The sequence below is a fragment of the Rhizobium sp. USDA 3886 genome, assembly GCF_056279785.1.
The window spans coordinates 1,309,532-1,335,317 of the sequence record NZ_JBWCDC010000003.1 but is presented as its reverse complement, the minus strand read 5'-3'; the positions used below and the strand labels follow the sequence as shown (position 1 = coordinate 1,335,317).

Here is a 25,786-nt window from a genome sequence, read left to right as displayed (position 1 = left end):
AATAAAACCACGTGCCGCCCGTTACTCTGCCGGACCGGAGCAGCCGGTCCTGTTTTCAAAAGGAGTAACTGGCATGAAAAAGCCCTGGAAACTAAGCACGGCCCTCGTCGCCGGCGTCGCGGCACTGGCAGGCTCTGCTGCCGTACAGGCCAAGGAGTACACGACGATACTGCCCGACGCCGGGAAACAGTCGAGCAGCCACAGCGACGGCGCAATCGTCGTCGCCGGTAACAGCTCGTCAAATTCGAGTTCGAACTCATCGAGCAACTCGAGCTCCAACTCGTCTTCGAACAGTTCATCGAATTCGAACTCGAACTCATCATCGAACCGCTCTTCGAATTCCTCTTCGAACAGTTCTTCCAATTCGAGCTCGGACGGTTCTGATGGCTCGTATTATTCGCGTCGCGATTGGCGTTCCTGGCGTTGATGCAGCGCAGGATGAGGAACGGGGGCCGGACTATCCAGCCCCCGTTCTGTTGTGCGCTTGCTTAAGTTTCAGCGGGCAGCCCGTGCGCGCTTGCGATACCAGCCGTGGCCAGCAATGGTATTCCGGTAGATTGTTTGACGGGTCATTGCCTCTTGCCCGGTTTCGCCGCGAATTTCCGCCTTGATCGCCGCGCCATCACGGCGAAACGGGATCACCTGCACAAGCGGCGTTCCCTTCTCGATAACATAGAGTCCATCGGGCGCCGTCGCAAAAAACGGAAAGTGGATATGAGCCGTGTAGGTGTCGGTATCGACGATGCCTGCCACGCATTCGAAAGGCTGCGCTGGCCGGTTGAGCGGCGGTAGGAAGAGGCAACTCCATCCAGGTGGCGTGCGGATCGACCAGTAATTATGAAACTTGCAGGGCGGGCTCGGCTCCTTCGGATTGCCCGCAACCTGATGGACGCCGTGATTGCTGACCATGGCCCGGTCGAACTCCCAGCCCGCCTCGACGCTTTTACCGTCCTCCTTGATCTCAAGACGTACCGTCGCTGCTAGCGGTAAGATCCAGCCGGTCATCATCGCGTCGAGAAACGGCATGCATCGTTTGATGGTCAGACCGCTATCGGTGGTCGACTGGTGCTTGGCATCGACCACCGGCAACTTGCGATACCACTCCGGCAGAACCGACTTGGCGGGCACGGGTGGCGCAATGACCTCGATATCCTCCGGCTGGCAGAGGAAGCGGATCTTGTTGGGGTCTTTCTGTCGAAAATGAAACATGTTCGTTCTCCGGTCCAATGATCAGGAAGAACGGGACAAGGCCGACTTTATTCCCCGCAAAGTGGCGACGACGCTATCGGATTCCAGCCGTGCCGGCTGAAGCCGCACGCGGCAGCGTCGAAGGCAAGCGAGATCGCCGCAGCGCCCAGACCGACCATGGCAGAGCCAATGCAGGCGATCGTCGGCGCCTTCCGGTTCATGGTGCCCGCCATGCTTCTTTCCGGCTTCGCGGCGCCGATGAGAATATGCCCGACTGGCTGCAACCGGTCACGCTGATCAACCGGCTGCGCTACTTCCTAGCGATCGTGAACGGCATCTTCCTCAAGGATAGTCCCCTTGTCGAGCTATAGCACCAGACGGGACCGCTTTGCGATCGCAGTTGCAACCCTGAGCGCTGCTTCATGGCTGTTTCGCAGAAGGTTCGAGTGACGCAAAGCTGCCTCGCGAAACGCTGGAATAGCGTCTGCGACCTTTCCTCGATTTGCAGAGACGAGATCCCTCGATCCGTCACGTTCAAAGCTACGGGCGCCGCAGCAACATCGTCGCTTGCATTGTTTATAAAAATGCGTTCTACTAAACACATTGCTAAACATGATGATTGAGGAGTTCATGTGAGCATTCTTTAGAAGTGGGTGAACTTGCGACGCCGGTGGGGAGCCGGCCTTTGGTTCTGGGAGGAACTTATGCAGAAGAAATCGAAAGCCCTTCTCGGGCTCGCCTCGGCACTTATGCTGTCGTCGGCATTGCCCAATCTTGCGAAAGCCGATGAACTGACGCTCTGCTGGGCCGCGTGGGACCCGGCCAATGCGCTCGTGGAACTGTCGAAGGACTTCACCGCAAAGACCGGGACGACGATGAAGTTCGAGTTCGTCCCGTGGACGAACTATGCCGACCGCTTTCTCAACGAACTCAACTCTCATGGCAAGCTCTGCGACCTGATCATCGGCGACAGCCAGTGGATCGGCGGTTCGGCGGAAAACGGCCATTATGTCAAGCTGAACGACTTCTTCGACAAGGAAGGCATCAAGATGGATGACTTCGTGCCGGCAACGGTCGTCGGCTATTCCGAATGGCCGAAGAACACCCCGAACTACTGGGCGCTTCCGGCAATGGGTGACGTCGTCGGTTGGACCTATCGAAAGGACTGGTTCGAAAGGCCGGAGCTGAAGACAGAATTCAAGGAGAAATATGGCTGGGATCTCGCCGCGCCGAAGACTTATGATCAGTTGAAGCAGGTCGCCGAATTCTTCCAGAAGCGCGAGATCGACGGAAAGACCGTCTACGGCGCTTCGATCTACACCGAGCGCGGTTCGGAAGGCATTACCATGGGCGTGACCAACGTCCTCTACTCTTGGGGCTTCCAATACGAGGACCCGAAGAAGCCGTACGAGATGGAGGGGATCGTCAACTCGGCCGACGCGATCAAAGGCCTGGAGTTCTACAAGTCGCTTTATGACTGCTGCACGCCGCCCGGCAGCTCCAACGTCTATATGGTCGAATCTGCTGACGCCTTCAAATCCGGTCAGGTCGCGATGCAGATGAACTTCGCCTTCACCTGGCCCGGCCTCTACAAGGACGAGAAGGTCGGCGGCGACAAGATCGGCTTCTTCCCCAATCCGGCCGAGAAGGCGCATTTTGCCCAGCTCGGCGGCCAGGGCATCTCTGTCGTTTCCTATTCCGACAAGAAGGACGCCGCGCTGCAATACATCAAGTGGTTCGCCCAGCCTGACGTGCAGGCCAAGTGGTGGGAACTTGGCGGCTTCTCCTGCTTGAATTCGGTCGTCAAGGCGCCGGGCTTCGCCACAAGCCAACCCTACGCTCAAGCCTTCCTGGACTCCATGGCTATCGTCAAGGACTTCTGGGCCGAACCAAGCTACGCCACCCTTCTCCAGGACATGCAGAAACGCGTTCACAACTACGTCGTTGCCGGCAACGGAACCGCGCAGGAAGCGCTTGACGGATTGGTGGAGGATTGGACCGAGGTCTTCAAGGACGACGGCAAGATCTAGTGTCCATCTGGACACGCGACATCCTTGTCAGAATGGCGGCTCGGATCGGCAAAGGAGCCTGGCCGCCGGATGTCTCACATACACAAAGACCGGGTGACATCTTGAATATTTCCAATTCCATTGTCGAGCAGGCAGCGGATGCAACAGCAAGGTCAACGCCGGTATCTGTTGCCAGACGCGTCCGCGGTCTGTCGGACAGGGCAATCGCTTGGGTGTTTATCGCTCCCGCCATCACGCTGTTGCTTGCCATCAACATTTTCCCGCTCATCTGGGCAATCTATCTTTCCTTTACGAATTATCGTGCCAACCGGCCGAATGCTGCTGTTGAAGGCGTGGGCTTGCGAAATTATGAGCGCGTCCTCACCGATCCGGACATCTGGCAGGCGATGCAGACCACGGCGCATTTCGTCTTCTGGACGATCGTCCTGCAGACGGTAATCGGCTTCACGCTCGCTTATCTGATCGACCGCAAATTTCGCGGCCACGCCTTCTGGACGACCATCATCCTGATCCCGATGATGCTGTCTCCCGCCGTCGTCGGCAATTTCTGGCGTTTTCTCTACGAACCGCAGATCGGTCTCTTCGCTTATGCGGTTTCGTGGCTTAGCGGCATTCCGACATCGGATATCCGGATGCTCGGTGACGTCTCACTGGCGCCCTGGGCGATCATCATCGTCGATACTTGGATGTGGACCCCCTATGTGATGCTGATCTGCCTCGCCGGCCTGCGCTCGATCCCCGACTACATCTACGAAGCGGCCGAAGTTGACCGGGCATCGGCTTGGCGCCAGTTCTGGTCGATCACCGTGCCGATGGCCCTGCCCTTCATCATGCTCGCCGTCCTCTTCCGCGGCATCGAGAACTTCAAGATGTTCGACATGGTGACGCTGCTGACCGGCGGCGGGCCTGGCTCGGTCACCGAGGTCGCCTCGATCACGCTGAAGCGTGCAGCCTTCGAAAGCTGGGCAACCGGCCGGGCTTCCGCCTTCGCGATTATTCTCTTCGTCGCAGTATTCGGCCTCGCCAACATCTACGTCAAAGCCCTCAATAAGGTGAAGCAACGATGAGCTCCGCAAACGCTGCCCATTCTGTCGTCGAGCCTAGCCTCGCCAGTAAGCGGGTCGCCGGCGCGATCGTGATCCTCTATGCGCTGATCACGCTCGTCCCTCTCGTCTGGATTTTCCTGACCAGCATCAAGTCGCCGCCGGACTCCATCAGCTATCCGCCGAAGATCGTCTTTGCGCCGTCGCTCGAAGGTTATTGCAATCTCCTGACTACGAGGACGCGGCAGACGCCGGAATATATTGCCTCCCTGCCCGCACCGACCGGCACCTGTGATGAGGTGACCCGCAAGCGCAACATGGTGATCGCCGGCCCCTCGAATTTCCTGCCGCGTTTCGTCAATTCGCTGGTGATTGCCTTCGGCTCCACATTCCTTGCGGTCTTTCTCGGCACCTTGGCCGCGTACGGCTTCTCCCGCTTCAGGGTACCACTCGCCGACGATCTTTTGTTCTTCATCCTGTCGACGCGCATGATGCCGCCGATCGCCGTCGCGATCCCGATCTACCTGATGTACCGGGAGCTTGGCTTGTCCGACACGGCATTGGGCATGATCCTGCTCTATACCGCGGTCAACGTTTCGCTGGCTGTTTGGCTGCTCAAGGGTTTCATCGACGAAATCCCGCGCGAATACGAGGAAGCTGCGATGATCGACGGCTACACGCGGCTGCAGGCCTTCCGCAAGGTCGTCCTGCCGCAGGCAACGACCGGCATTGCTGCGACCGCGATCTTCTGCCTGATCTTCGCCTGGAACGAATATGCCTTCGCCGCACTTCTGACATCGGGCAGCGCGCAGACCGCGCCGCCATTTATCCCTACGATCATTGGCGAGGGGGGGCAGGACTGGCCGGCCGTCGCTGCGGGGACTACGATTTTCCTGATCCCGATCCTGGTCTTCACCATTCTCCTGCGCAAGCAGCTGCTGCGCGGCATCACCTTCGGAGCGGTCCGCAAATGACGCACCTGATCGAAACGCCCCGCCCTGCCCGTCCGAAACGGCCTTTTTTCCTGCGGCGCGGGCCGATGGAAAACATCGCCACGGTCCTGATCGCAGCGGGCTTCCTGATGCTGTTCCAGCCCTTCCTGTTGGTGCTCTATACCTACTCGCTAGTGACGCTTCTTGCGGGAACGGCGATGTTCATCGTTGTCTCGAAATTCCCGGAGTGAACCATGGCGGAAATCAGAATTGAGCATCTCCGCAAGCAATTCGGCAGCTTCGTCGCAGTCGAGGATTCGAGCTTTGTCGTCCATGACGGCGAGTTCCTAGCGCTTCTTGGGCCGTCCGGCTGCGGCAAGACGACCACGCTTCGCATGATCGCGGGACTGGAATTGCCGACCAGCGGCAAGATTTATCTCGACGGCGAGGACGTCACTTTCAATCGTGCCAGCGCCCGCGATATCGCCTTCGTCTTTCAACTCTTCGCGCTCTATCCGCACATGAACGTGCGCAAGAACATTGGCTTTCCGCTGTTGTCGCAAGGAATGTCGAGGGCGGAAATTCAGGCCCGAGTGGAGGAAACCGCGCGCCTGCTGCAGATCGACCATATTCTCAACAGATCCGTCTCCGGGCTTGCCGGTGGCGACCGCCAGCGTGTAGCGCTCGGTCGCGCCATCGTGCGCCGCCCGAAATGCTTCCTGATGGACGAACCGCTCGGCACGCTCGATGCCGAGTTCCGCGAGGTCATGGTTCATGAGCTTCGCGAATTGCACAATCGCATCCACGCGACGACGGTCTACGTCACCCATGATCAGCACGAGGCGATGGCAATGGCCGACAAGATCGCCGTCATGAACCATGGCGTTATTGAGCAGTTCGGGACGCCGCAGGAGATCTACAACAAGCCCGCGACGATGTACGTCGCGGATTTCATCGGGTCGCCGCCGATGAATTTCATGCGCTTTATCTCCGGCCTTCAGAAGGGCGACCGATTCATCTCTCTCGATGGCGTCGATGTCGCCGTTCCCGAGATTCACCAGGACCTGACCGTAGGCGAGCTGGCACTTGGCGTGCGGCCGGAGCACATTCGCTTCAGCGACGCCTCGACCCTGCGCGGTGCCGTCTATGGCAGCGAGTATCTCGGAACAAATCAGATCGTGGCGATCGAAACCCGCAGCGGACTGATCAAGGCCCGCGTTCCGGCAAACCGCAACTTCCGCATCGGCGAAACGGTCGGTCTCGAATTCAACCCTGCCAATCTAGCGCTCTTCGACTGCCGGTCGGGTCGCGCGGTTGCTTCATCGCGCCATTCGGAGGTCCTGCATGGCTGATGTCGTTCTTAAAGGCCTCAACAAGCGTTTCGGCGACACGCAGGCGCTCAGCGCCCTCGATCTTGCGATCCGCGACGGCGAATTCGTCGTGCTCCTAGGACCGACCGGCGCCGGCAAGACGACGACGCTTCGTCTGATCGCCGGCCTGGAGCGGCCCGATAGCGGCCGTATCGAGATCGGCGGCCGCAACGTCGCCGGCGAAGCCCCAGCCCAGCGCGACGTGGCTTTCGTCTTCCAGCAATATTCGCTTTATCCGCACATGACGGTCTACGAGAACCTTGCCTTCCCTTTGAAGGCGCCGGTGCGGAAGCTCAGCACTGATGAGATCGATCGGCGCGTGCGCGAGATCGCGCGCATGGTCAGGATCGACCACAAGCTGGAAAATCGCTCGACCCGTCTTTCCGGTGGGGAGATGCAGCGGGTCGCGATCGGTCGGGCGCTGGTGCGTGAGCCCGCGATCTACCTCATGGACGAACCGCTTTCGTCTCTCGACGCCAAACTTCGGTCAGAGCTTCGGCTGGAACTCAAGCGCATCCAGAAGGAACTGGGTTCTACCTTACTTTACGTTACCCACGACCAGGTGGAGGCCATGACGATGGCGGACCGCATCGGCATCGTTGCTGAAGGCAGGCTCCTGCAGGTCGGAACGCCTCGGGAAATCTACGGCAATCCCGCCAGCCTTCATGTCGCAGCCCGCCTCGGTCAGCCGCATATCAATCTCCTGCCCGCCAATCTGCTACCGGGCGGCAGCCCTCCTAAGGGTACGAAGACAATTGGCGCACGGACCGAGCACCTCGACATCATCGTCGGCAAGGATGCCAATGCCGAGGTCGACTGGATCGAACACCTGGGCGATCAGAACCATCTGCATATCCGCGTTCGCGATCACAAGCTTGTCACACTTGCGGATCCATATCTCGCAATCAGACCGGGCGACAGGATCAATCTTACGCTCCGCGATCCGCTCTATTTCGACGCGAGCGGACAGCGGCTCGCTTAACCGCAGAAACTGAACCGAAGCAGGCATGCAAAACAGACAGGTCTCAATCAATGAAACATTTCTTCAATCGCCGGGAAAACATCGTCACCGAAGCCCTGGACGGCCTGCTTTTAACAAGCGGTTCGGGCCGCCTCGCCCGTCTCGACACATATCCGGAGATCAAAGTGATCCTGCGCGCGGACTGGGACAAATCGAAAGTGGCCATCATTTCCGGCGGTGGTGCCGGGCATGAACCGTCGCATGCGGGCTTCGTCGGCAAGGGCATGCTGACGGCAGCAGTATCCGGCGAGATATTCGCCTCGCCAAGCGTCGACGCTGTTCTGACGGCGATCCGCGCCGTTACCGGCCCCAAGGGAACTCTGCTGATTGTGAAGAATTACACGGGCGACCGGTTGAATTTCGGTCTCGCAGCGGAAAAGGCCCGCGGCGAGGGTTTCGACGTCGAGATGGTCATCGTCGCCGACGACATCGCGATTGCGGATATCAACCAGCCGCGCGGCGTCGCCGGCACCTTGTTCATCCACAAGATCGCTGGATATTACGCCGAGGCCGGCGAGAACCTGAAGACAGTGGCCGGACACGCCGCCTCGGCGGCAGCCGACATCGTCTCTCTTGGCATGTCGCTTTCGACCTGCAGCGTCCCCGGCCAGTTGCAGGAGGAACGCCTCGGCGCCAACGAAGGCGAGCTTGGCCTTGGCATCCATGGCGAACCAGGCGCCGAGCGCATTGCGCTCCAACCGGTAGCAGACCTCGTGGCCACAATGGCCGAACGGCTTGCCCCGAAGGTTAACCATTCGTCAAGCTATGCTCTGCTCATCAACAATCTCGGCGCCGTACCGCCCCTCGAAATGAGCGTGATCGCCAATGCCGTCCTCTCGTCGTCCCTCTCACGCCGCGTCAAACTGATTATCGGGCCGGCGTCTATGATGACGGCGCTCAACATGAACGGTTTCTCGCTCTCGTTGATCCGGCTGGATGGCGCCCGCGAGGCGGCTTTGACGACACTGGTCGAACCCCATGCCTGGGTGCCGGCAGTCGAGCATCATGAGATCAAGATCGTTGCAGCCCCTCAAACAGGCGCCAAACCGAACGGAACAGCCGCAATCAGCGACGACGGCCAGAGCCGTCGCCTGATAACCGCGCTCTGCGAGCACCTGATCTCGCTCGAAGGCGAGCTTAACCGTTTGGACGGCCGCGTCGGCGACGGCGATACCGGCTCCACGGTTGCGACCGGCGCCCGCAGTGTGCTTGCCCGCATCGACATGCTGCCACTGAAGGAGCCCGCTGCCACGCTGGCTTCGGTCGGCGACATTCTGAGCATCAGCATGGGCGGATCAAGCGGCGTGCTGCTGTCGATCTTCTTTACCGCCGCAGCCAAGGCAATGGCGGAAAAAGCTGATATCGCCGCAGCCCTCCTTGCCGGGCTCGATCGGATGACGTTCTATGGCGGAGCCGAGATCGGCGACAGGACGATGGTCGATGCGCTTGCCCCGGCACTCGCAGCCCTCGCGTCCGGCAATGTCGCGGCGGCAGCGAAGGCGGCAATGGTAGGTGCAGAGTCGACAAAGGCGATGAAGAAGGCAAAGGCCGGGCGCGCGTCCTATGTCGGCGAGAGGGATCTGGAGGGAGTGCCGGATCCTGGTGCCGTCGCGGTGGCAGGTGCATTTGAGGTCGCGGCAGCAATGGTGTGAGAAAGCGCCGCCGTTGGGAGGATATGAGGTGCAGGCAGAACCGGTGCTTGTTGCGGGATTGATCGAAGCTTGCCGCTCGGCCATCGCGGCAAATACCGATCATCTTTGCGCGCTGGATTGCGCGATCGGCGATGGAGACCACGGCATCAATATGCAACGTGGATGGGAGGCGGTAAGCGCAGAAGCGGCGGCGCTTACCGGCCTTCCCTTTCCCGATGCCGTGGAGAGGATTGGCATGACCTTGGTGATGAATGTCGGCGGTGCTGCAGGTCCTCTCTATGGCACGCTGTTGATCGAAATCGGCCGGGAGCTGCGTGCTCGGGACAGGACCGAGGATTTCCCGATCGTATTGAAAAAGGCGATTGACGCGGTTGCAAGACGCGGACGTTCCCATGCGGGCGACAAGACGTTGCTCGACGTGCTCTATCCGGTCCAGGATGCGCTTCAGAAGTGTTCGTCGTTGAACGACATCGCCCAGCAGGCCGAGTTTTCCGCCAACCTGACCGCCGCCATGAAGGCCATGCGCGGCCGCGCGTCGTATCTCGGCGATCGCTCGATCGGCCATGTGGATCCGGGTGCGTCAAGCTGCGCGCTCTTGACCACGGCCATCTGCCGCTATCTCGGGGAGAACCATCCGCAATGAGTGGAAATACCGCAAATGTCGGGATCGTGATCGTTTCCCACTCGCCGCTGATCGCTCGAGGCATTGCCGACATGGTGCGGCAGATGGTGGGCGACTGCGTGCCGCTCGCCTGGTCCGGAGGCAACGTGCGCGGAGAGCTCGGCACCGACGCCGGCGGCATACTGCGGGCAATCGAGGCTGCCTGGTCCGCTGCAGGTGTTGCCGTCTTCGTCGACCTCGGCGGGGCGGAAACGAACAGCGAGATGGCGATCGAGATGCTCGGCCCGCCGCGCTCGGCACGCGTTGCGATCTGCAACGCTCCATTGGTCGAAGGCGCAGTTATCGCTGCGGCGGAAGCCTCCGGCGGAGCATCGCTGGCGAAGGTCGTCGCCACAGCCGAGGAGCTTTCACCCTGATGAGCCGCGAACTGCAAATAGAAACCATAAAGGCCAAGCCATTGCATGTCAGCTGTCAGACGGACGTCGAGGTCAGGCATGGCGTGGGGCTGCACGCGCGCCCGGCCGTGACGTTCACCCGGCTTGCAAAATCGTTCCCGTGTTCGATCGAAGTTGCAGTCAACGGCAGTGATGTCTGGCTGAACGGCAAAAGCATCATCAAGATAATGGGTGCCAGAATCCGGAAAGGATCGGTTCTGCGCATAAAAGCCGACGGAATTCTGGCAGACGAAGCAATCAAGGCATTGAAGGAACTCGTCGAACGCAATTTCGATGAGGACAAGAAATATGGCCGAAACGGATAGGCTGAGAGCAACAAGCGCCTCTCCCGGGGTCGCGCACGGACCGGCCTATCTGGCCGAGCTGCCGGGTGTCGCCCCTTCATCTCAACGGCAGATCACTCCGGGCTACCAGGCGTTGATGGATGCCATCGAGACGTCGATCCGCGAGCTTGAAGGCCTTGCCGGGAAATCCGATGCCGAAAGCCGGGACATCATCGATTTCCAGATCGAAGTCCTCCGAGACCCGACCATAGTGGAGACGACCGAAGCGCGCATGAATGCCGGAGAAAATTCGATCTTTGCATGGGTGGGCACGCTCGACGACTACATCGGCGAATTGGAGACAGCAGACGAGGAGCAGGTGCAGGCCCGCGCTGTCGATATCCTGGACATCAAGAACCGCGTGCTCTGCGCGTTGGCTGGAACGCCGGTTGCTGATTTCCCCGCTGGCTCGATCTTCGTCGGCAGAGACATGGAACCGAGCCGCTTTCTAGCGCATGACTGGTCGGCGGGCGGCGGCATCGCTCTCTTCAATGGCAGCGCCGCCGGCCATGTCGCGCTGCTCGCACGAGCGAAATCGATCCCGATGGTCGTCGGCGCAGGGCGTTTCGCGGTTTCGGAAGGCGACCCTATCCGGGTCGATGCCGATGCCGGCGCAGTCGTCATCCATGCCGGCGATGCCGCACGCGTTTCGCACCGAACGATTTTGACGCCCGCCGGTCAATGCCCTTGCGACAATGGCGAAATATGCACAGCCGATGACACTCGGGTCGTGCTGTCCATCAATATCAACGATGCAGCAGAGCTGGACGCGGTTGACCCGGCAACGGCAGCAGGCATTGGATTGATGCGGTCTGAATTTGCGGTTTCGTCCGTCGCTGACGCGGCAAACGAAGAAAAACAGCTTGCCGTCTATCATCGCGTCCTGAAATGGGCGGAGGACCGGCCGGTGACAATCCGTATGCTGGATATCGGCGGAGACAAGCCGCTTACCGGGCTCGATGATCCACCAGCGGCGACGGATCTGCGGGGTGTCCGCCTCTTGCTCGCTCGCCCGGAAATTGCCCGCGTGCAGGCACGCGCCCTGCTGCGTGCTGCAGTTTACGGCAATCTGCGCGTCATGTTGCCCATGGTGACCTTTCCGTCGGAAGTCGACGAAATGCGCCGATTATTTCATGAAGAGGCCGCGCGCCTCACCAGCCGCGGCATATCTCACCTCGTTCCCCCAATCGGCATGATGGTGGAAGTACCGATAGCCGCACTGATGCTGGACACGTTTGAAACGGCTGATTTTTTCTCCTTTGGAACCAACGACCTCACGCAGTATCTCACCGCTTCCGCCCGTGATCGCGCGGGCTCGCAGATGTACCTCCACCCAGCCGCACCGGCCGTGCTGCGTTTTCTTAAAGGCGCAATGCGGCTTGCAACACAGGTAGGCAAGCCGGTCAGCATCTGCGGAAGTATCGCAAGCGATCCGCAACGGCTTCCGGGACTGCTCGCGATCGGTTTGCGGCATTTTTCCGTGGCGCCCGAACAACTTCGCGCGATAAGATCAGCAATCGTCGGATTGAGAGCCGATGGAACAAAGGCAGTCGGAGACTAAAATGGCGCGCGACGACACCGAAGACGCCATTATCGCTTACAAGTCCATCCTGGCGCAGATCATCGACAACCGGCCTTCCGGAACGCGCCAGCGGCTTGCGACCGAGCTTGGAAAGCACCGCAGCTTCGTCACGCAGATTACAAGCCCGACCTACGCCACACCGCTGCCGGCCCGGCACCTGGCGACGATTTTTCGGGTTTGCCACGTTAGCGCTGCCGAGCAGGAACGTTTTCTGGACGCCTATCAAACGGCGCATCCGGGAAAACTTCCAGAGCTTGGCCATGCTGACAAGTTGCGGCAACTTTCCCTCATGGTTCCGGATTTCGGGGACGAGAGGAAGAACCGCCTCCTGGAGGAGGCCATTTCCGACCTCGTGCAAAAAATTGCCGCGCTTTCCGGAGGCGCGGATTGATCGGAGGTTCACGGGATCAGTTGAGAGCCGCAATCTATATCGCCTTGGGGAGGGCTCGATGAAGAAGTTCATGAACACCGCGGAAACCATGGTTGCCGAAAGCATGGAAGGTTTCGTCCGCGCCCATGAGGCGTTCGTCGTGTTCGGCACTGGGCGGAAATGCATTCGCCGTCGCCACCTCACGCCGGGCAAGGTCGCGCTCATCTCCGGCGGGGGCGCCGGTCACGAGCCGATGCATATCGGCTTCGTCGGCAAGGGAATGCTGGACGCTGCCTGTTTCGGGCACATTTTCACCTCACCGACGCCGGACCAGATCGCGAGCGCCATCGAGGAGGCGGACACGGGCGCCGGATGCCTGCTCATCATCAAGAACTACGACGGCGACGTCATGAATTTCGAGATGGCGATGGAAATGGCCGCTGATCGGCACAGGATCGAGACTGTCGTCGTCAGCGACGATATCGAGACGGCAAGGACCGGCGAAGGCCGTGGACGCCGCGGTGTCGCGGGCACGCTGGTCGTCGAGAAAATCGTCGGTGCAGCCGCAGAACAGGGCCTGGAACTTGGGGAGCTAAAGCGGATCGGTGACCGGTTGAATGGCCGTATCCGGACAATGGGCGTGGCGCTCGGTGGGGTCACGATGCCGCAGAACCAGCGGCCGACATTTTCATTGAACGCCGACGAAATGGAAATGGGCATCGGCATCCACGGGGAACCGGGCCATTCGAGAGAGCGCTTCTCCTCAGCCGAGGCCATAATCCGCCATCTCTGCGAGACAATCTCCGCAGACATCTCCATACAGCCGGATACGAAGGCCCTGCTCTTCGTCAACGGCCTTGGCGCCACGCCGCCGGCCGAACTTTACCTTGCCTACTATGCCGCTCACCGCTTCATGGAAGAGCGGATGGTCCACATCGAACGCGCGCTGGTTGGCACCTATGTCACCTCGCTCGACATGCAAGGCCTGTCGGTCACGCTGGCGTTGCTGACCGACGAGGAGATAGCTTTGTGGGACGCACCGGTGGTAACGGCGGCGCTGCGTTGGTCGCCGTAAAGGAGGCTGCCGGATACGACCTATGCCTGCTGAAGCCGCGCGCGCGGCAGCGGCGGGAAGGCAAGCGCTATCGCCACAGCGCCGAGACCCACGACGGCTGAGCCGATGAAGAGCCAGGAATAGTTGGCGAATGTATCGAAAACCCAGCCGCCTGCGAGCGGGCCGAACGCCATGCCGATGCTTGAGAGCATGGTCACCGCGCCAAACACCGTGCCGATGATGCGCGGTCCGAAATACTCCCGGGCCAGCACCGCATAGAGCGGCATCACGCCGCCATAGGCGCCACCGAAAATGACGGCGAGCGCATAAAACTCGCTAAGCTGGCTGACGACGAGATAGGTCGCGATCGCAAGCGCCTGGACCATCAGCCCGGCGACCAGCACAGGTTTGACGCCAAGTCTGTCGCCGAGCACACCGAAGAGAACGCGGCCGCCCAGCCCAGCCAGGCCTTCGACGCTGTAGATGCTGACGGCAGCCATCGGCGCCACGCCGCACACCATCGCATAGCTCACCATGTGAAAGATCGGTCCCGCATGCGCCGCGCAGCAGGCGAAGAATGTCAGTCCGAGGACAAGGAGCTGCGGCGAGCGGAACGCTTGCTTGATCGACATCCCCTCACCCTCGGCGATCAGACCCGGGCTTGCATCGGCAGGGTTAGCGGGAGCCGGCGAACGGCGGATCAGCAGGGCCGCCGGCACAAGCAGCGCCCAGGCCACAATGCCGATGACGAACATGGCTGTCCGCCAGTCATAGGCCGAGATCAGCCAGCGTGCGAAAGGCGAGATCGTCATCGGCGCCACTCCCATGCCGGCGGAGACCAAGGAAACCGCAAGGCTGCGGTTCGTTTCGAACCAGGCGGTGGTGGTCGCGATCATCGGAGCGAAGAAGGCGCTGGCGGCAAGGCCGACGAGAACACCGTAAGTCAATTGAAATGCAAGCAGCGACTCCGTCTGGCTTGCCAGGACGAGAGCAAACCCCAGGAGCCCTGCGCCGGTCAGCACGACGATGCGCGGGCCGAAACGGTCGGTTGCCGCACCCCATGCAAAGCCTCCGACGCCCATGACGAGAAAATTGAGCGTCATGGCGCTCGATATGCCGGCGCGAGACCAATGGGTCGTCGTCGCCATCGGTTCCAGGAAGATTGCCAGCGAAAACATCGCGCCAATGGCGACACAGGTCATCAATGCGCCAGCACCGACGATGACCCAACGGTAAGAAAAGCTCATGTCCATTATCTCCCATGATCTCACGTGACGCCGCGAATGGCTTCTGGCGCCGCAGCGCCTCACCGACCTAGGACGTTCTGGCAGGCCCAAGATCGACATGGGGTTGAATTTTTTTGGCAAGATCCGGCGTTTTGATTCCGGCGGGTAATCGATCGCCATCGTCCCGGCGCAATACGGCGGGCGCTTGAGCCCGACGCAGAGATGCCCTGGTGCTGAGCACCTATGTCCCGATGGAGGTGCTCGCGCGCGTTGTCATAGTCCCTCTGGTCCTAGCCTCGTTTCTTTCCGGACTCGTCCACGCACTGGGAACGGCATGGGGCCGGTTTCGACATTACCGGGTCCTGGCGAAATTCCTGCCGGCCATCACTGCCATGGTGTTCCTGCTGTTGCAGATGGAGGGAATAGTCTATGTGGCAATGGCGTCGCTTCAGCCGACCATGCCGAACAATGACCTTCTCGATCTTCGGCGCCCGCTCGTCATCCATGCCGCCGGCGGCCTCGTCGTATTGCTCGTGACGACGGCGCTGTCGGTGTAAAAGCCGCGCGGAATGACCCGATACGGGTGGCGCAGACATCACCCACCGCGAGCGGCCGCGCATGAGCCGCCATTCCCCGCCTGGTTCGACGTTCTTCTCTGCCTTGGAACCCCAGTGGCGGCGCATAGAAGCGTCGCACCGTATCTTCGTTGGAAAGCAGGCAGAGGTGATAGGCGCCGTCGGGCGACTCCCTTGTCTGTGGCTGTCGGATAAGGAAAACGTGTCTGCGCGTCGCCCGGGGCGAACGGCGTTGGACGAAATCCTCTGCAATCGCCGCTGTCACCGTCTCCGTTGCAACAGAACGGCTCTCAGGAAGCCCGACGGCGCTTCATGGGCGTGGACGGCCGTGGCAAACGCCATCCCGATCGCCGCAAGTGTCATTCGCATGGCGCGTCCTGGCTTTCACGTGCGTCGTGGAACGCGCCAGCCTCCACGATCCCGACAGGATTCGTCACTTGCTTCCGTCGAACGGATCGGCCAGCGCCGCCACCGGGCGACTTATCGGATACTTGATGACGGAGACCTTCTCCGCGAACTTGACGTCGCCGTTTTCCTTGAGGAGCGTGCGGAAGCTTGAGTGCATGCCGCCATCCTGATAGGCGAGCGGCGTGAAGCTTTTGGCGGCCAGTTCCCGGTATTTCCGATCGTCGGCGGACGATTTGGCCACGACCGCCGGATCGGATGGATCGATGCGCTCCGGGCATGCCGCGAGCGGATCGCCAGGATCGCCGTCCTTGAATTCGGCGTCGAAGACGTACTTCCTGCTACAGGCGGCGACCCTCGGCTCGCGTCGCCGAACTTCGAAGATGTCGTAGCCTTCCTTGAGGTTCTTCCAGAAGGCGAAATTCGGGTCGTCGCGATGTGCTGCCAGGTTCTTCGGCGTCATGCGAAATGGATAGGCCTGGACCTGGAGCGCTTGCTGCCCGCCTTTCAAGGCCTTCTCGACCACGGCGTAAATTTCCCCCACTCCCTGGTCGGTCAGCGCAAAGCAGCCCGACGACGAGCAGGCGCCATGTACCATCAGGGCCTCGCCGGAATAACCGAGTGCGGCTTCCAGACGGTTCGGATAGCCGAGGTTGAAGGAGAGATAGAATTGCGATTTTGGATTAAGACCTCCCATCGAGACGCGGTAGAAACCCTCGGGCGCCTGTCGGTCTCCGGTCTTCGTCTTGGGGCCAAGCTTGCCCGACCAACGGCACATCGGATAGACCTTGAGCAACGCGTATTTGCCGCTGCCGTCGACTTTCCAGACCTCCAGTTCGCTTTCCATCTTGAAGATGCGCACGAGGACTGGACTTTCCGGCTTCATGCCTTTGGCCCGCATGCTGGCCAGCAGCTTCGGCGGTACGTCGTGCGACGGCTCGCCGAGACCGTCGAGCGACTGCATGCAGCCGCTGAGGGCCACCGCGACGACGGCAAGCGCCAACCCGCGAAGGTATCGCCGGCCCCGGTTTATTTGATGCTGAACATTAAAAAACGTATTTAACTCACTGTTGTGGCTTATAAATATCGACATGCTGAGAGTCATGCCCTTCCTTCTTGTCTGGATTCGAGCGAACGGAAATCAGACGGAGGCAATCGGGGGGCGCTGCTCGACAGGTTCGAGAACGCCCGCAAAGGCAATGGCAGCGATAACGCCAAACGCGACGGCGTCCGGCTGCGAATAAAGGAGATCGGGAGCCTGTGCGACGATGCCGTCCTGCTGACAGTGCATTCCCGAAACAGATCGGCCGTCACCGCGATGGTGTCCATCGGAGGTCGAAGGGACACCGACGATGACCTGGTCGGCGCGGGCGCGATCGACTGGCGCGGCGATGCAGGGCGAGGCAAGCGAACCCAGCAGCATCATGGTCGCGACAAAGACGTTGATCAACAGGCGCATCGGCTCGTTCTTGCAGGGGTCATCCCTGATTCAGCGTCGTCATAATGGTGAAGTTTGCCTTTTCGGTCAACGAGAAGGCCCGAGTTTCCCATCGCAGCCTCTCGACGTCCAATGGTGGCAGGACTCAACCTGCCCCAAACAAGGTCCAGGACAACTGCGGTTGTTCATCCCGCCCGTCGACTATCTTTCTGTTGCCTGGTTTCTCCTCTGCGTGCCGAGTACCGCCTGGCCGCGGCATCGCGATCACCTCGCTGCTTGCCAACGCGCCAGCAGTCTTCCAATCTCTGGCCAGCTGCGGTCACAAGCCAGCCATGCACTTTTTTCAGGGTGACAGATCGGCGTTTGTCTGCGAAGAAGATCACAATGAGAGACAGGGGCGTTCGTTGCGAGACGGGCTGAGAAGTACCCTTCGAACCTGAACCGGATAATGCTGGCGGAGGGAGTCGCTCGGAGCCTTCGGTCTTGCTGTGCCTGGCTCCCGGCGTCTCTGCCCCGCCGGAAAGGGGCAAAATGCCGAAACAAAATTCGCCAGGAAGACTGGTCACGGCAATGCGCGCAACGCCGCCGCTCGTTCATTGCATCACCAATTATGTCGCGATGAATATCGCCGCCAATGTCCTGCTTGCCGCAGGCGCCTCGCCCGCCATGGTCCATGCCGAAGAAGAGGCCGGCGAGTTCGCCGCAATCGCCGGCGCGCTGACGATCAATATCGGCACGCTTTCGGCGAGCTGGGTGAAGGGCATGCACGATGCAGCCAGATCGGCGGCAAGAAACGGCAAGCCTTGGGTTCTCGATCCGGTCGCCCATTATGCGAGCGGTTTCCGGCGCGAAACAGTGGCTGGGCTGATCGATCTCAATCCCACAATCATTCGCGGCAACGCATCGGAAATCATCGCGCTTGGCGGAGCCGAAAGCCGCGGCCAGGGCGTCGACAGCCGCGACACCGTCGAGCAGGCGGAAGAGACGGCACGCGACGTCGCTATTCAATATGGCGCTGTGGTCGCCGTCACCGGCGCGGTCGATTTCGTCACCGATGGCGCAAACGCCGTGCGCATTGTGGGCGGATCACCGCTGATGCCCCAGGTGACGGCGCTTGGTTGCGCGCTCACCTGCCTCGTCGGTGCCTTTGCCGCAATAGCGCCTGAGGAGCCTTTCGATGCCACCGTCGCGGCACTGGCGAGCTTTGCCGTCGCAGGTGAAAAGGCAGCTGCGCTCGCAGACGGCCCCGGTTCCTTTTCATGGCGCTTCCTTGACGCACTTGCTGGGCTTGACGGCACGACGCTCGATGCAGCGGCGAGGGTGACGCCGGTATGAAGCGCTTCGATCTTTCCCTCTACCTCGTTCTCGACCCGGACCTGTGTGCAGGAACCGGCATGGTCGCGACGGCCCGCGCCGCCGTTTCAGGCGGAACGACGATCGTGCAACTGCGCAATAAGCAGGCCGGTACGGCAAGCCTGATCGAGACCGGCCGTGCGCTGAAAACCGCGCTTGCCGGAACCGGCGCCCTTCTGATCGTCAACGACGACGTCGAGGCGGCTATAGCGGTCGATGCGGACGGGTTGCATATCGGTCAGGACGATCTGGCCACCCGCACCGCACGCGAACGGATCGGACGGTCGATGATCCTCGGACTTTCGGTGGAGACCGAGGAATTGGCAGCGGCCGTCGATCGGGCGGTGGTCGACTATGCCGGCATCGGACCCGTCTTTGCCACATCGACGAAGCCGGATCACAAGCCTCCGATCGGCATTGATGGATTGTCAAGGCTGGCGAAAGCCTGCCCCGTACCGGCGGTCGCAATCGGCGGTCTCAAGGCAAAGCATGCAGCGGACGTCCTTGCCGCAGGCGCCAAGGGGCTTGCGGTCGTTTCCGCCATCTGCGGCACACCCGATCCGCGGCAAGCTGCCGCCGACATCACTCGCGCAATCCGAAGGGCACGCGCATGATCTACAACGTTCTTTCCATCGCCGGGTCCGACCCTTCGGGCGGCGCGGGCATCCAGGCCGATCTGAAGACCTTCTCGGCACGCGGCACCTACGGCATGGCCGTTGTGACGGCCCTGACGGCCCAGAACACCCAAGGCGTTTCCGGCGTCCATGCCGTGCCGCCTGACTTCGTGGCCGAGCAGATCCGCATGGTGTTCGCCGACATCCGCGTCGATGCGGTAAAGATTGGCATGATCGCCAATGCGCCGATTGCCGAAGCTGTCGCTAACGCGCTTTTGCCGCATCGCCGCATCCCGATCGTGCTCGATCCGGTGATGATTGCCAAGGGAGGTGCCGCGCTCCTCGATGTTGAAGCCATCGACATTCTCAAGACCCGGCTTTTGCCGCTCGCAACGCTTCTGACCCCCAATCTGCCGGAAGCGGCCGCCCTGCTCGGAGAGCCGGCCGCAGCGAACCGCGACGCTATGGAACAGCAGGCGGAAAAACTGCGCGCACTCGGCCCCTCTGCCGTTCTCGTGAAGGGCGGTCATCTTGCCGGAACGCAAAGCCCGGATGTACTTGTAAGCAAAAGCGGGATCACCTGGTTCGAAGCGCCGCGCGTTCCGACCAAGAACACGCATGGCACCGGCTGCACCCTTTCAAGCGCGCTTGCCGCCGAACTGGCAAAGGGCGTGCCGCCTGAAACCGCGGCCGCCATCGCCAAGGATTATTTAGCCCAAGCCGTCGCTGCAGCCGGCACGCTCTGCGTCGGCTCGGGCCACGGGCCGGTCCAGCATTTTCATCAGCTCTGGCGGTGATCCGCGGCGCCCGTCAGGTTTTCACGGCGCCAGCCGTCAGACCGGCGATGATATGCTTCTGCGCGACGAAGAAAACGATGACCGTCGGCAGGATGGTGAGCGTGATGAAGGCGAGCACCAGCTGCCATTCGGTGCCGAACTCCCCGCGATAGACCATGATTCCGAGTGGCCACGGATATTTCGATTCCGAATTCAACATAATCAGCGGCAGGATGTAGCTGTTCCAGCTGCCGACAAAGGAGATGATGCTGACGGTCGCAACGATCGGCCGCGACAGCGGCAGCGAGATATACCAGAAGAAGCGCAGATAGCCGCAGCCGTCGACAAAGGCCGCCTGGAACAATTCTTCCGGGAGGTTGCGAAAATAATTCCTGAAAAGCAGGATGCTCATGCCGAGGCCGAAGGCGACCTGCGGCAGCACCACGCCCCAATAGGTATCGAGCAGGCCGAGATCGCGGATGCGGATGAAGAGCGGCAGGATCGCCGTTGCTGCCGGAAACATCAGGCCAAGCAGGAAATAGTTCAGCAGGAACGAAGAGCCAAAGAAGCGGACATGCGCGAAGGCAAAGGCTGCCATCGATGAGACGATCAGCGTGAGGGAGACCGTCAGCGCGGCAATCACCAGAGAATTGAAGATCTGCAGCCAGTATCGCTCGCCGAAGAGAATATCGGCGTAGTTCGACCATTGCCATGCCGCAGGCAGTCCGAAAGGATTGGTGCGCAGATCGCCTAAAGTCTTGAAGCCGCCGAGCGCCGTCGTCAGCAACGGGATCAGAACCAATGCGGCAATCAGCGTCAAGGACACATAGAGATAGACCCGCGTCTGCAGCGGCATGCGAATGGTGGAGCTCGTATCAATCATTGCGCATGAAGATCCTTTTGTAGCCGAAGGCGAGCGTCATGCAGATGATAAAAAGCACGACGCCGACGGCGCTGCCGAGACCGACCTGCATGCGCATGACGCCGTATGTGTAGAGGAAGGTCACCATCGTCTGCGTCGAGTTCGACGGTCCACCACCCGTCAGCGGCATGATCATGTCGAATAGCTGCAGCGAACCGATGACCGCGAAGAAGATGGAAAGGCGTAGCGTGGATCCAAGCAGCGGCAGCGTCACATAACGGAACTTCTGCCATCCCGTCGCGCCATCGATTTCGGCAGCTTCGAGCACGCTTTTGTCGACCGATTGGAGGCCGGCGATGAAGAGCATCATATGGAAGCCGAAATACTTCCAAACGATAACGGCAAGCACCGCATAGATGGCGAGATCCTTGTCGGCGAGGACGTACGGCGTCGCCAAACCAAAGAAATTCGAGATTGCGGCAAAGAGCCCGTAGTCGCCGTCATAGACGAAGCGCCAGATGAGGCCGGCCGCGACGTCGGCAAGCACGTAAGGCAGAAAAAAGATCAAGCGGAAGGTAACGACGCCCGGAATGCGATGGGCCAGCATCGTTGACAGCCAGATCGCCAGCGGGACCTGGATGGCGATCGATATCAGGATGATGAGGCCGTTGTTGACAAGCGCCTGCGTGAAGGCCCCATTCCGGAACAGGACCTGGAAGTTGCGGAGCGCGATAAATTCCGTTGGTGTCCCGTAGCCATTCCATTTGTAGAGGCTGTACCAGGCCGCCGCCCCCATCGGCATGATGACGAAGAGCGTAAAAAGCAGCAAAGCTGGCGGCAGAAAGAGAAGAAGGACTGCCCAGCGGTCATGCGCAACGGAACTGCGGTTCCGCGCAAGATTTTTGGCCGGTCTTGCCGTCCTAATCCCGGATGAAATGGAAATATTTGCCATCTGTCCTGCCTTCGCATTCGTCGTGTCCGATCCCGGCACCCCTGAGAGGCGCAAGGAAGGAATATAGGAGCGCGCCTACTGCTCCAGTTCGAAAGCGTCCTGGATTTGCTGCGCGCCGTCCTGCGAAGTCATCTGGCCGGACACGATTTCGACGGAGACGTCGTTGACAACGCGACCGACGGCGGCGCCCAGATCCTGGTCAAAGTAGTTCTGGTGCCAGGTCGAACCCGCCAACTGTTTTGCAGATTCGGCGAGCAGCGGGTTCGTGACGCCGTCATCTGCGCCGACGGCAACTGGCAGCAGCATTGCGGCCTTGGCCATGTCGCGCTCGTTATCGGCATTGGTCAGATAGGCGAGGAAGTCGAGCGCCTCCTTGGATGCCTTCTTCGTGACCACCCAGCCGTTAAGGCCGCCCAGCGTGTCGGTGACCTTGCCTGCCCCGCCTTCCACAGCCGGGAAGGCAAAGCGGCCAATGTTTTCCGGTGCCAGGCCCTTGCCATCGCCGGCGTTTTTGCGCTGGTTCGCCTCTGTATTTTCGAAGCCGAGGATCATGGCAGCCTTGCCATCGCCGAAGACGCCGAGCGCCTGCGGCCAGGTGACGCCAAGATAGCCGGGCTGGAAGGGCTCGAGCTTGCCGAGGGCTGCAAGGTCGTCACCAGCTTTGATGATGGCCGGATCCAGGAAGCCTTCGCCCTCGCCTTTCTTGGCTGCATCGAAGACCTTCTGTCCGCCTTCACGCATCACCAGATAGCTCCAGTAAAAGTGGATAGGCCACTTCTCCCCGCCGCCACCGGCAATCGGAACAATGCCGGCATCCTTGAGCTTCTTCACGGCCTCGAGGAAATTGTCCCAGCTCTTGATGTCCTCGGCCTTTACACCCCCCTTGGCGAAGAGCTCCTTGTTATAGAAGAAGCTGACAAGGCCGACTTTGTAAGGCACAGCCCAGGCCTTGCCATCGAAGGTAAGGCCATTGACCGAGGCCGGAGTATATTGGTTGCGCAGCTTGCCGCCATCGGCTTCGAGTGCGGCCGTCACATCCTGGAGCGCGCCGGTCTCGGACTGCTGCTTGAGGACGCCGCCGCCCCAGCTGTAGAAAAAATCCGGAACGTCATCGGACTGAAGAAGCGTCGGCAGCTTGGCCTTGAAGGCTTCGTTTTCCAAAAACTGCATCTGGACATCGACGTCCGCGTGCTGCTCCTCGTATTTCTTGACGATCTCTTCCCACTTCGCCACAAATTTCGGATCGAGCTCCAGATGCAGCCACTTCACCACGGTCTTTGCCGAGGCCGCCCCGGCGCCGAGCATTACGGAGATTCCCGCAGCCGCTGCCACAAATGCGATGCGCTTGCCGCGAAGAGCGATACCCTTTTGCATATATGTCATGATGTTCCTCCCAAGGGGCCAATGTCCTCACCAATTTTTCCCCTATGCGGATTAATTCACCGGAGCTTTGCCCGATGTCAACCCAATGGCTCGAATTTTTGCCAAATCTGCTTGACAGAGACGGTAACCTGTCTGTTATTTATTCGTATCCCGTCAAAAATATTCGGGGCCGTCGGCCCTGAAGCGGCGATTGCCCGGCTAGTTTCCATGAAGACCGCAGATCCAGAATTGATGCGCGCGATCAATCGCTTGAACGTGCTGGACACGATCCGCCGCCACGGACCGATCGCGCGCGTGGAGATCAGCGAACGCACCGAACTTTCGACCACCACTGTATCGGCAATTACCGCCTCGCTGCTCGATGACGGGCTCATTCTGCCGCGTCACGAAGGCGACATACGCAACGAGGCGGCGCGCGGCCGTCCCCGCGTCATGCTCGAGTTAAACCCTGATGCCGCGCGCGTGGTCGGCGCGAAGATTGCCGCCAACCGGCTCGTTTTCGTCGTCACCGATTTCCGCGGTGACGTACTGTCGAAGCTCACGCTGCCGATCCGTATCGACCGGCAGCCGATCACAGTCATCGCCGATCTGGTGGAGGACGGCGTGCGCCGCTGCGTCGTCGATGCCGGCTTGTCGCTGGAAGATGTCGATACCGTCTGCCTCGGCCTTCCAGGCGTCATCGAACATCGCACCGGCCACGTTCGCAGCAGTCCCATCTTTCGCGACACGAATGTCGATTTTGCCTCCGAGATGACAGCGCGGCTTGGCACGCCGACCATCATCGAGAGCGACGCGCATGCAATCACGCTTGCCCATCATTGGTTCGGCAAGGCGCGGGATCTCGAAGATATGGTGCTGATTTCGCTAGAACAGACGCTCGGGCTCGGCGTGCTGCATGGCAATCGGCTCTTCCGCGGTGCTGGCGGCCTCAGCCACAATCTCGGCGACCTTGTGCTCGGCATGGCCCCGCAGGGAACCGTGCGGCTGTCGAGCCAGGCAGGTGAAAGCGCGATCCTTGGCGAACAGCAGGCCGACGGGCGTTTTGCAGAAGCAATCCGTCTCGGCCGCGGCATGAACCACGCCCAGGCGCTGATCAAGGCGGAGGACAATGTTCTGATCGGTGCTGCCGTCCGCGCCGGCGAGGCCGTCGGGCTGACGATCGCCAACATCGTCACCCTCTTTGCCCCGCCGCGCGTCATCCTCGTCGGTTCCAGCCTGGCGCTCGGCGAGCCGTTTTTAAACAGTCTGCGCGATGCCTATGCGCTGGCGATCCCGCCTTCGCTCAAAGGCGTCACCGAACTCGTCTTCGACGACTCCACGGACGACTTCTGGGCGCAGGGTGCGGCGGCCGTTGCCCTTTACGAACTCTACGAGTCGCCATGGAGCACGACAGGGCCGGCACTTTGAACGCTGAAGCTCAAAAATCGATTGGGAGGAATTCATGGAGAAAGTCGGCATCGGCATCATCGGATGCGGCAATATTTCGGGCGCATACCTCAAGGCCATGGCCTCGTTCCCGATCCTCGACATCCGCGGTCTCGCCGATCTCAACCAATCGCTGGCAGAGGCGAAAGCCGCCGAATTCGACCTTCCGGCAAAGAACGTCGACGCGCTCTTTGCCGACCCGGAGGTCGAAATCATCGTCAACCTAACGGTGCCGAAGGCGCATGTGTCGGTCGGCCTGCAAGCGCTCGACGCAGGAAAACACACCTACTCGGAAAAACCCCTCGGAATTAATTTCGCGGAGGGGAAAAAACTGGCAGATGCTGCAAGATCGAAGAATCTTCGCATCGGTGCAGCGCCCGATACCTTCCTCGGCGGCGGGCACCAGACGGCTAGAACCCTGATCGACCAGGGCGTGATCGGCCAGCCTGTTGGCGGCACGGCCACTTTCATGTGCCCCGGCCATGAGCGATGGCACCCGAACCCGGCCTTCTATTACGACGTGGGCGGCGGGCCGATGCTCGATATGGGGCCCTATTACATCACAGACCTTGTCAATCTCTTCGGACCGGTGGCGCAGGTCGCGGGTTTTGCGACTTCGCCGCGCAAGGAGCGCGTCATCACCAGCGAGCCGCGCAACGGCGAGCGCATTCCCGTGCACGTGCCGACCCACGTCGCCGGCATCATGGCCTTTGCCAACGGTGCTGTCGTGCAGATCGGCATGAGTTTCGACGTTGCAGGACACAAGCATGTGCCGCTTGAACTTTATGGCACGGAAGGCACGCTGATCGTTCCCGACCCGAATCATTTCGGCGGCGAGGTCCAGTTCCTGAAAAAGGGCGGCAGCTTTGAGTCGCAGGAACTGACGGCGCCTTACGCGGACGGCAACTACCGCTCGCTCGGGGTTGCCGATCTCGCGCACGCCATCCGTTCAAGCCGGCCGCACCGCGCGAACGGCAGCCTCGCGCTCCACGTTCTTGAAGTCATGGAAGCGTTTCACACCGCCTCCGAAACGGGCCGTACGGTGACAATCACCACCGAGACGGAGCGCCCGGCGCCGCTGTCGGACTCCCTTATCGATGGACGGTTGGGCAAGTAATATTCAGGAGGAAAGAAC

27 protein-coding genes, 2 pseudogenes and 1 riboswitch are annotated in these 25,786 nt (G+C 60.6%); of the genes and pseudogenes, 20 read left to right on the top strand and 9 right to left on the bottom strand.

Going from position 1 to position 25,786, the window contains the following annotated elements; translation table 11 throughout:
* Positions 1–21: 21 nt before the first annotated feature.
* Complete coding sequence (locus ACZ9BX_RS29325) at positions 22–363, bottom strand: hypothetical protein (RefSeq protein WP_476221727.1); 342 nt, start codon at positions 361–363, stop codon at positions 22–24.
* 132 nt (positions 364–495) lie between these two features.
* Entirely contained in the window at positions 496–1,209 is a 714-nt protein-coding gene (locus ACZ9BX_RS29320) for a DUF6065 family protein (RefSeq protein ID WP_476221725.1), read from the bottom strand.
* Positions 1,210–1,380: 171 nt separating this feature from the next.
* Here ACZ9BX_RS29320 and ACZ9BX_RS29315 point away from each other — a divergent pair.
* The 14 genes and pseudogenes from ACZ9BX_RS29315 to dhaK form a co-directional block, all read left to right on the top strand.
* Positions 1,381–1,638: pseudogene (locus tag ACZ9BX_RS29315) on the top strand (ABC transporter permease); the annotation flags it as partial.
* Between the two features lie 254 nt (positions 1,639–1,892).
* A complete protein-coding gene (locus tag ACZ9BX_RS29310; RefSeq protein WP_087002176.1) occupies positions 1,893–3,218 on the top strand; it encodes an ABC transporter substrate-binding protein in 1,326 nt (441 codons plus the stop codon).
* A gap of 101 nt (positions 3,219–3,319) precedes the next feature.
* Entirely contained in the window at positions 3,320–4,285 is a 966-nt protein-coding gene (locus ACZ9BX_RS29305) for a carbohydrate ABC transporter permease (RefSeq protein WP_476221724.1), read from the top strand.
* Entirely contained in the window at positions 4,282–5,235 is a 954-nt protein-coding gene (locus ACZ9BX_RS29300) for a carbohydrate ABC transporter permease (RefSeq protein ID WP_027510919.1), read from the top strand. The genes ACZ9BX_RS29305 and ACZ9BX_RS29300 overlap by 4 nt, the downstream gene beginning before the upstream one ends.
* Positions 5,232–5,444 (top strand): hypothetical protein, encoded by a 213-nt coding sequence (locus tag ACZ9BX_RS29295; RefSeq protein ID WP_027510920.1) that lies wholly within the window; start codon positions 5,232–5,234, stop codon positions 5,442–5,444. Before ACZ9BX_RS29300 ends, ACZ9BX_RS29295 begins: the two co-directional genes overlap by 4 nt.
* Before the next feature lie 3 nt (positions 5,445–5,447).
* Entirely contained in the window at positions 5,448–6,545 is a 1,098-nt protein-coding gene (locus tag ACZ9BX_RS29290; RefSeq protein ID WP_476221722.1) for an ABC transporter ATP-binding protein, read from the top strand.
* Entirely contained in the window at positions 6,538–7,545 is a 1,008-nt protein-coding gene (locus tag ACZ9BX_RS29285) for an ABC transporter ATP-binding protein (protein ID WP_476221720.1), read from the top strand. Before ACZ9BX_RS29290 ends, ACZ9BX_RS29285 begins: the two co-directional genes overlap by 8 nt.
* Before the next feature lie 50 nt (positions 7,546–7,595).
* Complete coding sequence (locus tag ACZ9BX_RS29280) at positions 7,596–9,236, top strand: dihydroxyacetone kinase subunit DhaK (RefSeq protein ID WP_476221719.1); 1,641 nt, start codon at positions 7,596–7,598, stop codon at positions 9,234–9,236.
* 28 nt (positions 9,237–9,264) lie between these two features.
* Positions 9,265–9,879, top strand: a complete 615-nt coding sequence (gene dhaL / locus ACZ9BX_RS29275) for a dihydroxyacetone kinase subunit DhaL (RefSeq protein ID WP_027510924.1) — start codon at positions 9,265–9,267, stop codon at positions 9,877–9,879.
* Complete coding sequence (dhaM, locus tag ACZ9BX_RS29270) at positions 9,876–10,274, top strand: dihydroxyacetone kinase phosphoryl donor subunit DhaM (RefSeq protein WP_027510925.1); 399 nt, start codon at positions 9,876–9,878, stop codon at positions 10,272–10,274. Before dhaL ends, dhaM begins: the two co-directional genes overlap by 4 nt.
* Complete coding sequence (locus ACZ9BX_RS29265) at positions 10,274–10,618, top strand: HPr family phosphocarrier protein (protein WP_027510926.1); 345 nt, start codon at positions 10,274–10,276, stop codon at positions 10,616–10,618. The genes dhaM and ACZ9BX_RS29265 overlap by 1 nt, the downstream gene beginning before the upstream one ends.
* Positions 10,602–12,197, top strand: a complete 1,596-nt coding sequence (locus ACZ9BX_RS29260) for a putative PEP-binding protein (RefSeq protein ID WP_132563289.1) — start codon at positions 10,602–10,604, stop codon at positions 12,195–12,197. The genes ACZ9BX_RS29265 and ACZ9BX_RS29260 overlap by 17 nt, the downstream gene beginning before the upstream one ends.
* A gap of 1 nt (position 12,198) precedes the next feature.
* Positions 12,199–12,609: a hypothetical protein gene (locus tag ACZ9BX_RS29255; RefSeq protein ID WP_027510928.1), complete on the top strand. Its 411-nt coding sequence runs from the start codon at positions 12,199–12,201 to the stop codon at positions 12,607–12,609.
* Between the two features lie 58 nt (positions 12,610–12,667).
* The gene (dhaK, locus tag ACZ9BX_RS29250; RefSeq protein WP_476221715.1) at positions 12,668–13,663 is read left to right on the top strand and encodes a dihydroxyacetone kinase subunit DhaK; all 996 of its coding nucleotides are present in this window, start codon (positions 12,668–12,670) and stop codon (positions 13,661–13,663) included.
* 20 nt (positions 13,664–13,683) lie between these two features.
* Here the strand turns inward: dhaK and ACZ9BX_RS29245 are convergent, their stop codons facing one another.
* Positions 13,684–14,889, bottom strand: a complete 1,206-nt coding sequence (locus ACZ9BX_RS29245; protein ID WP_476221713.1) for an MFS transporter — start codon at positions 14,887–14,889, stop codon at positions 13,684–13,686.
* Between the two features lie 209 nt (positions 14,890–15,098).
* On the opposite strand from ACZ9BX_RS29245, the gene ACZ9BX_RS29240 reads away from it, so the two are divergent.
* Positions 15,099–15,425, top strand: a complete 327-nt coding sequence (locus tag ACZ9BX_RS29240; protein ID WP_476221712.1) for a hypothetical protein — start codon at positions 15,099–15,101, stop codon at positions 15,423–15,425.
* A gap of 106 nt (positions 15,426–15,531) precedes the next feature.
* On the opposite strand, the pseudogene ACZ9BX_RS29235 reads toward ACZ9BX_RS29240, so the two are convergent.
* The 3 genes and pseudogenes from ACZ9BX_RS29235 to ACZ9BX_RS29225 form a co-directional block, all read right to left on the bottom strand.
* Positions 15,532–15,812, bottom strand: a pseudogene (locus ACZ9BX_RS29235) (hypothetical protein); the annotation flags it as partial.
* Between the two features lie 64 nt (positions 15,813–15,876).
* Entirely contained in the window at positions 15,877–16,812 is a 936-nt protein-coding gene (locus tag ACZ9BX_RS29230) for a hypothetical protein (RefSeq protein ID WP_476223077.1), read from the bottom strand.
* Positions 16,813–16,989: 177 nt separating this feature from the next.
* Positions 16,990–17,307, bottom strand: a complete 318-nt coding sequence (locus ACZ9BX_RS29225; protein WP_476221711.1) for a hypothetical protein — start codon at positions 17,305–17,307, stop codon at positions 16,990–16,992.
* Positions 17,308–17,669: 362 nt separating this feature from the next.
* Positions 17,670–17,766: riboswitch (TPP riboswitch) on the top strand.
* Between the two features lie 51 nt (positions 17,767–17,817).
* On the opposite strand from ACZ9BX_RS29225, the gene thiM reads away from it, so the two are divergent.
* Genes thiM through thiD form a run of 3 tightly spaced genes read left to right on the top strand, consistent with a single transcriptional unit; the run spans position 17,818 to position 20,050 of the window.
* Positions 17,818–18,621, top strand: coding sequence for a hydroxyethylthiazole kinase (thiM, locus tag ACZ9BX_RS29220; RefSeq protein WP_476221709.1), 804 nt, complete (start codon positions 17,818–17,820; stop codon positions 18,619–18,621).
* The gene (gene thiE / locus ACZ9BX_RS29215; RefSeq protein ID WP_476221707.1) at positions 18,618–19,253 is read left to right on the top strand and encodes a thiamine phosphate synthase; all 636 of its coding nucleotides are present in this window, start codon (positions 18,618–18,620) and stop codon (positions 19,251–19,253) included. Before thiM ends, thiE begins: the two co-directional genes overlap by 4 nt.
* Positions 19,250–20,050, top strand: coding sequence for a bifunctional hydroxymethylpyrimidine kinase/phosphomethylpyrimidine kinase (gene thiD, locus ACZ9BX_RS29210; protein ID WP_476221706.1), 801 nt, complete (start codon positions 19,250–19,252; stop codon positions 20,048–20,050). Before thiE ends, thiD begins: the two co-directional genes overlap by 4 nt.
* A gap of 13 nt (positions 20,051–20,063) precedes the next feature.
* On the opposite strand, the gene ACZ9BX_RS29205 is transcribed toward thiD, so the two are convergent.
* From ACZ9BX_RS29205 to ACZ9BX_RS29195, 3 genes are all read right to left on the bottom strand, one after another.
* Positions 20,064–20,912, bottom strand: coding sequence for a carbohydrate ABC transporter permease (locus ACZ9BX_RS29205; protein ID WP_476221704.1), 849 nt, complete (start codon positions 20,910–20,912; stop codon positions 20,064–20,066).
* On the bottom strand, positions 20,905–21,843 hold the full coding sequence (locus ACZ9BX_RS29200; RefSeq protein WP_476221703.1) for a carbohydrate ABC transporter permease: 939 nt from the start codon (positions 21,841–21,843) through the stop codon (positions 20,905–20,907). Before ACZ9BX_RS29200 ends, ACZ9BX_RS29205 begins: the two co-directional genes overlap by 8 nt.
* Positions 21,844–21,918: 75 nt before the next feature.
* Complete coding sequence (locus ACZ9BX_RS29195) at positions 21,919–23,226, bottom strand: ABC transporter substrate-binding protein (RefSeq protein WP_476221701.1); 1,308 nt, start codon at positions 23,224–23,226, stop codon at positions 21,919–21,921.
* A gap of 207 nt (positions 23,227–23,433) precedes the next feature.
* Here ACZ9BX_RS29195 and ACZ9BX_RS29190 point away from each other — a divergent pair, with 207 nt between their 5' ends.
* Together ACZ9BX_RS29190 and ACZ9BX_RS29185 are read left to right on the top strand one after the other, a co-directional pair.
* Positions 23,434–24,633: an ROK family protein gene (locus ACZ9BX_RS29190; RefSeq protein ID WP_476221700.1), complete on the top strand. Its 1,200-nt coding sequence runs from the start codon at positions 23,434–23,436 to the stop codon at positions 24,631–24,633.
* Positions 24,634–24,667: 34 nt separating this feature from the next.
* On the top strand, positions 24,668–25,768 hold the full coding sequence (locus tag ACZ9BX_RS29185; RefSeq protein ID WP_476221698.1) for a Gfo/Idh/MocA family protein: 1,101 nt from the start codon (positions 24,668–24,670) through the stop codon (positions 25,766–25,768).
* Positions 25,769–25,786 lie beyond the last annotated feature (18 nt).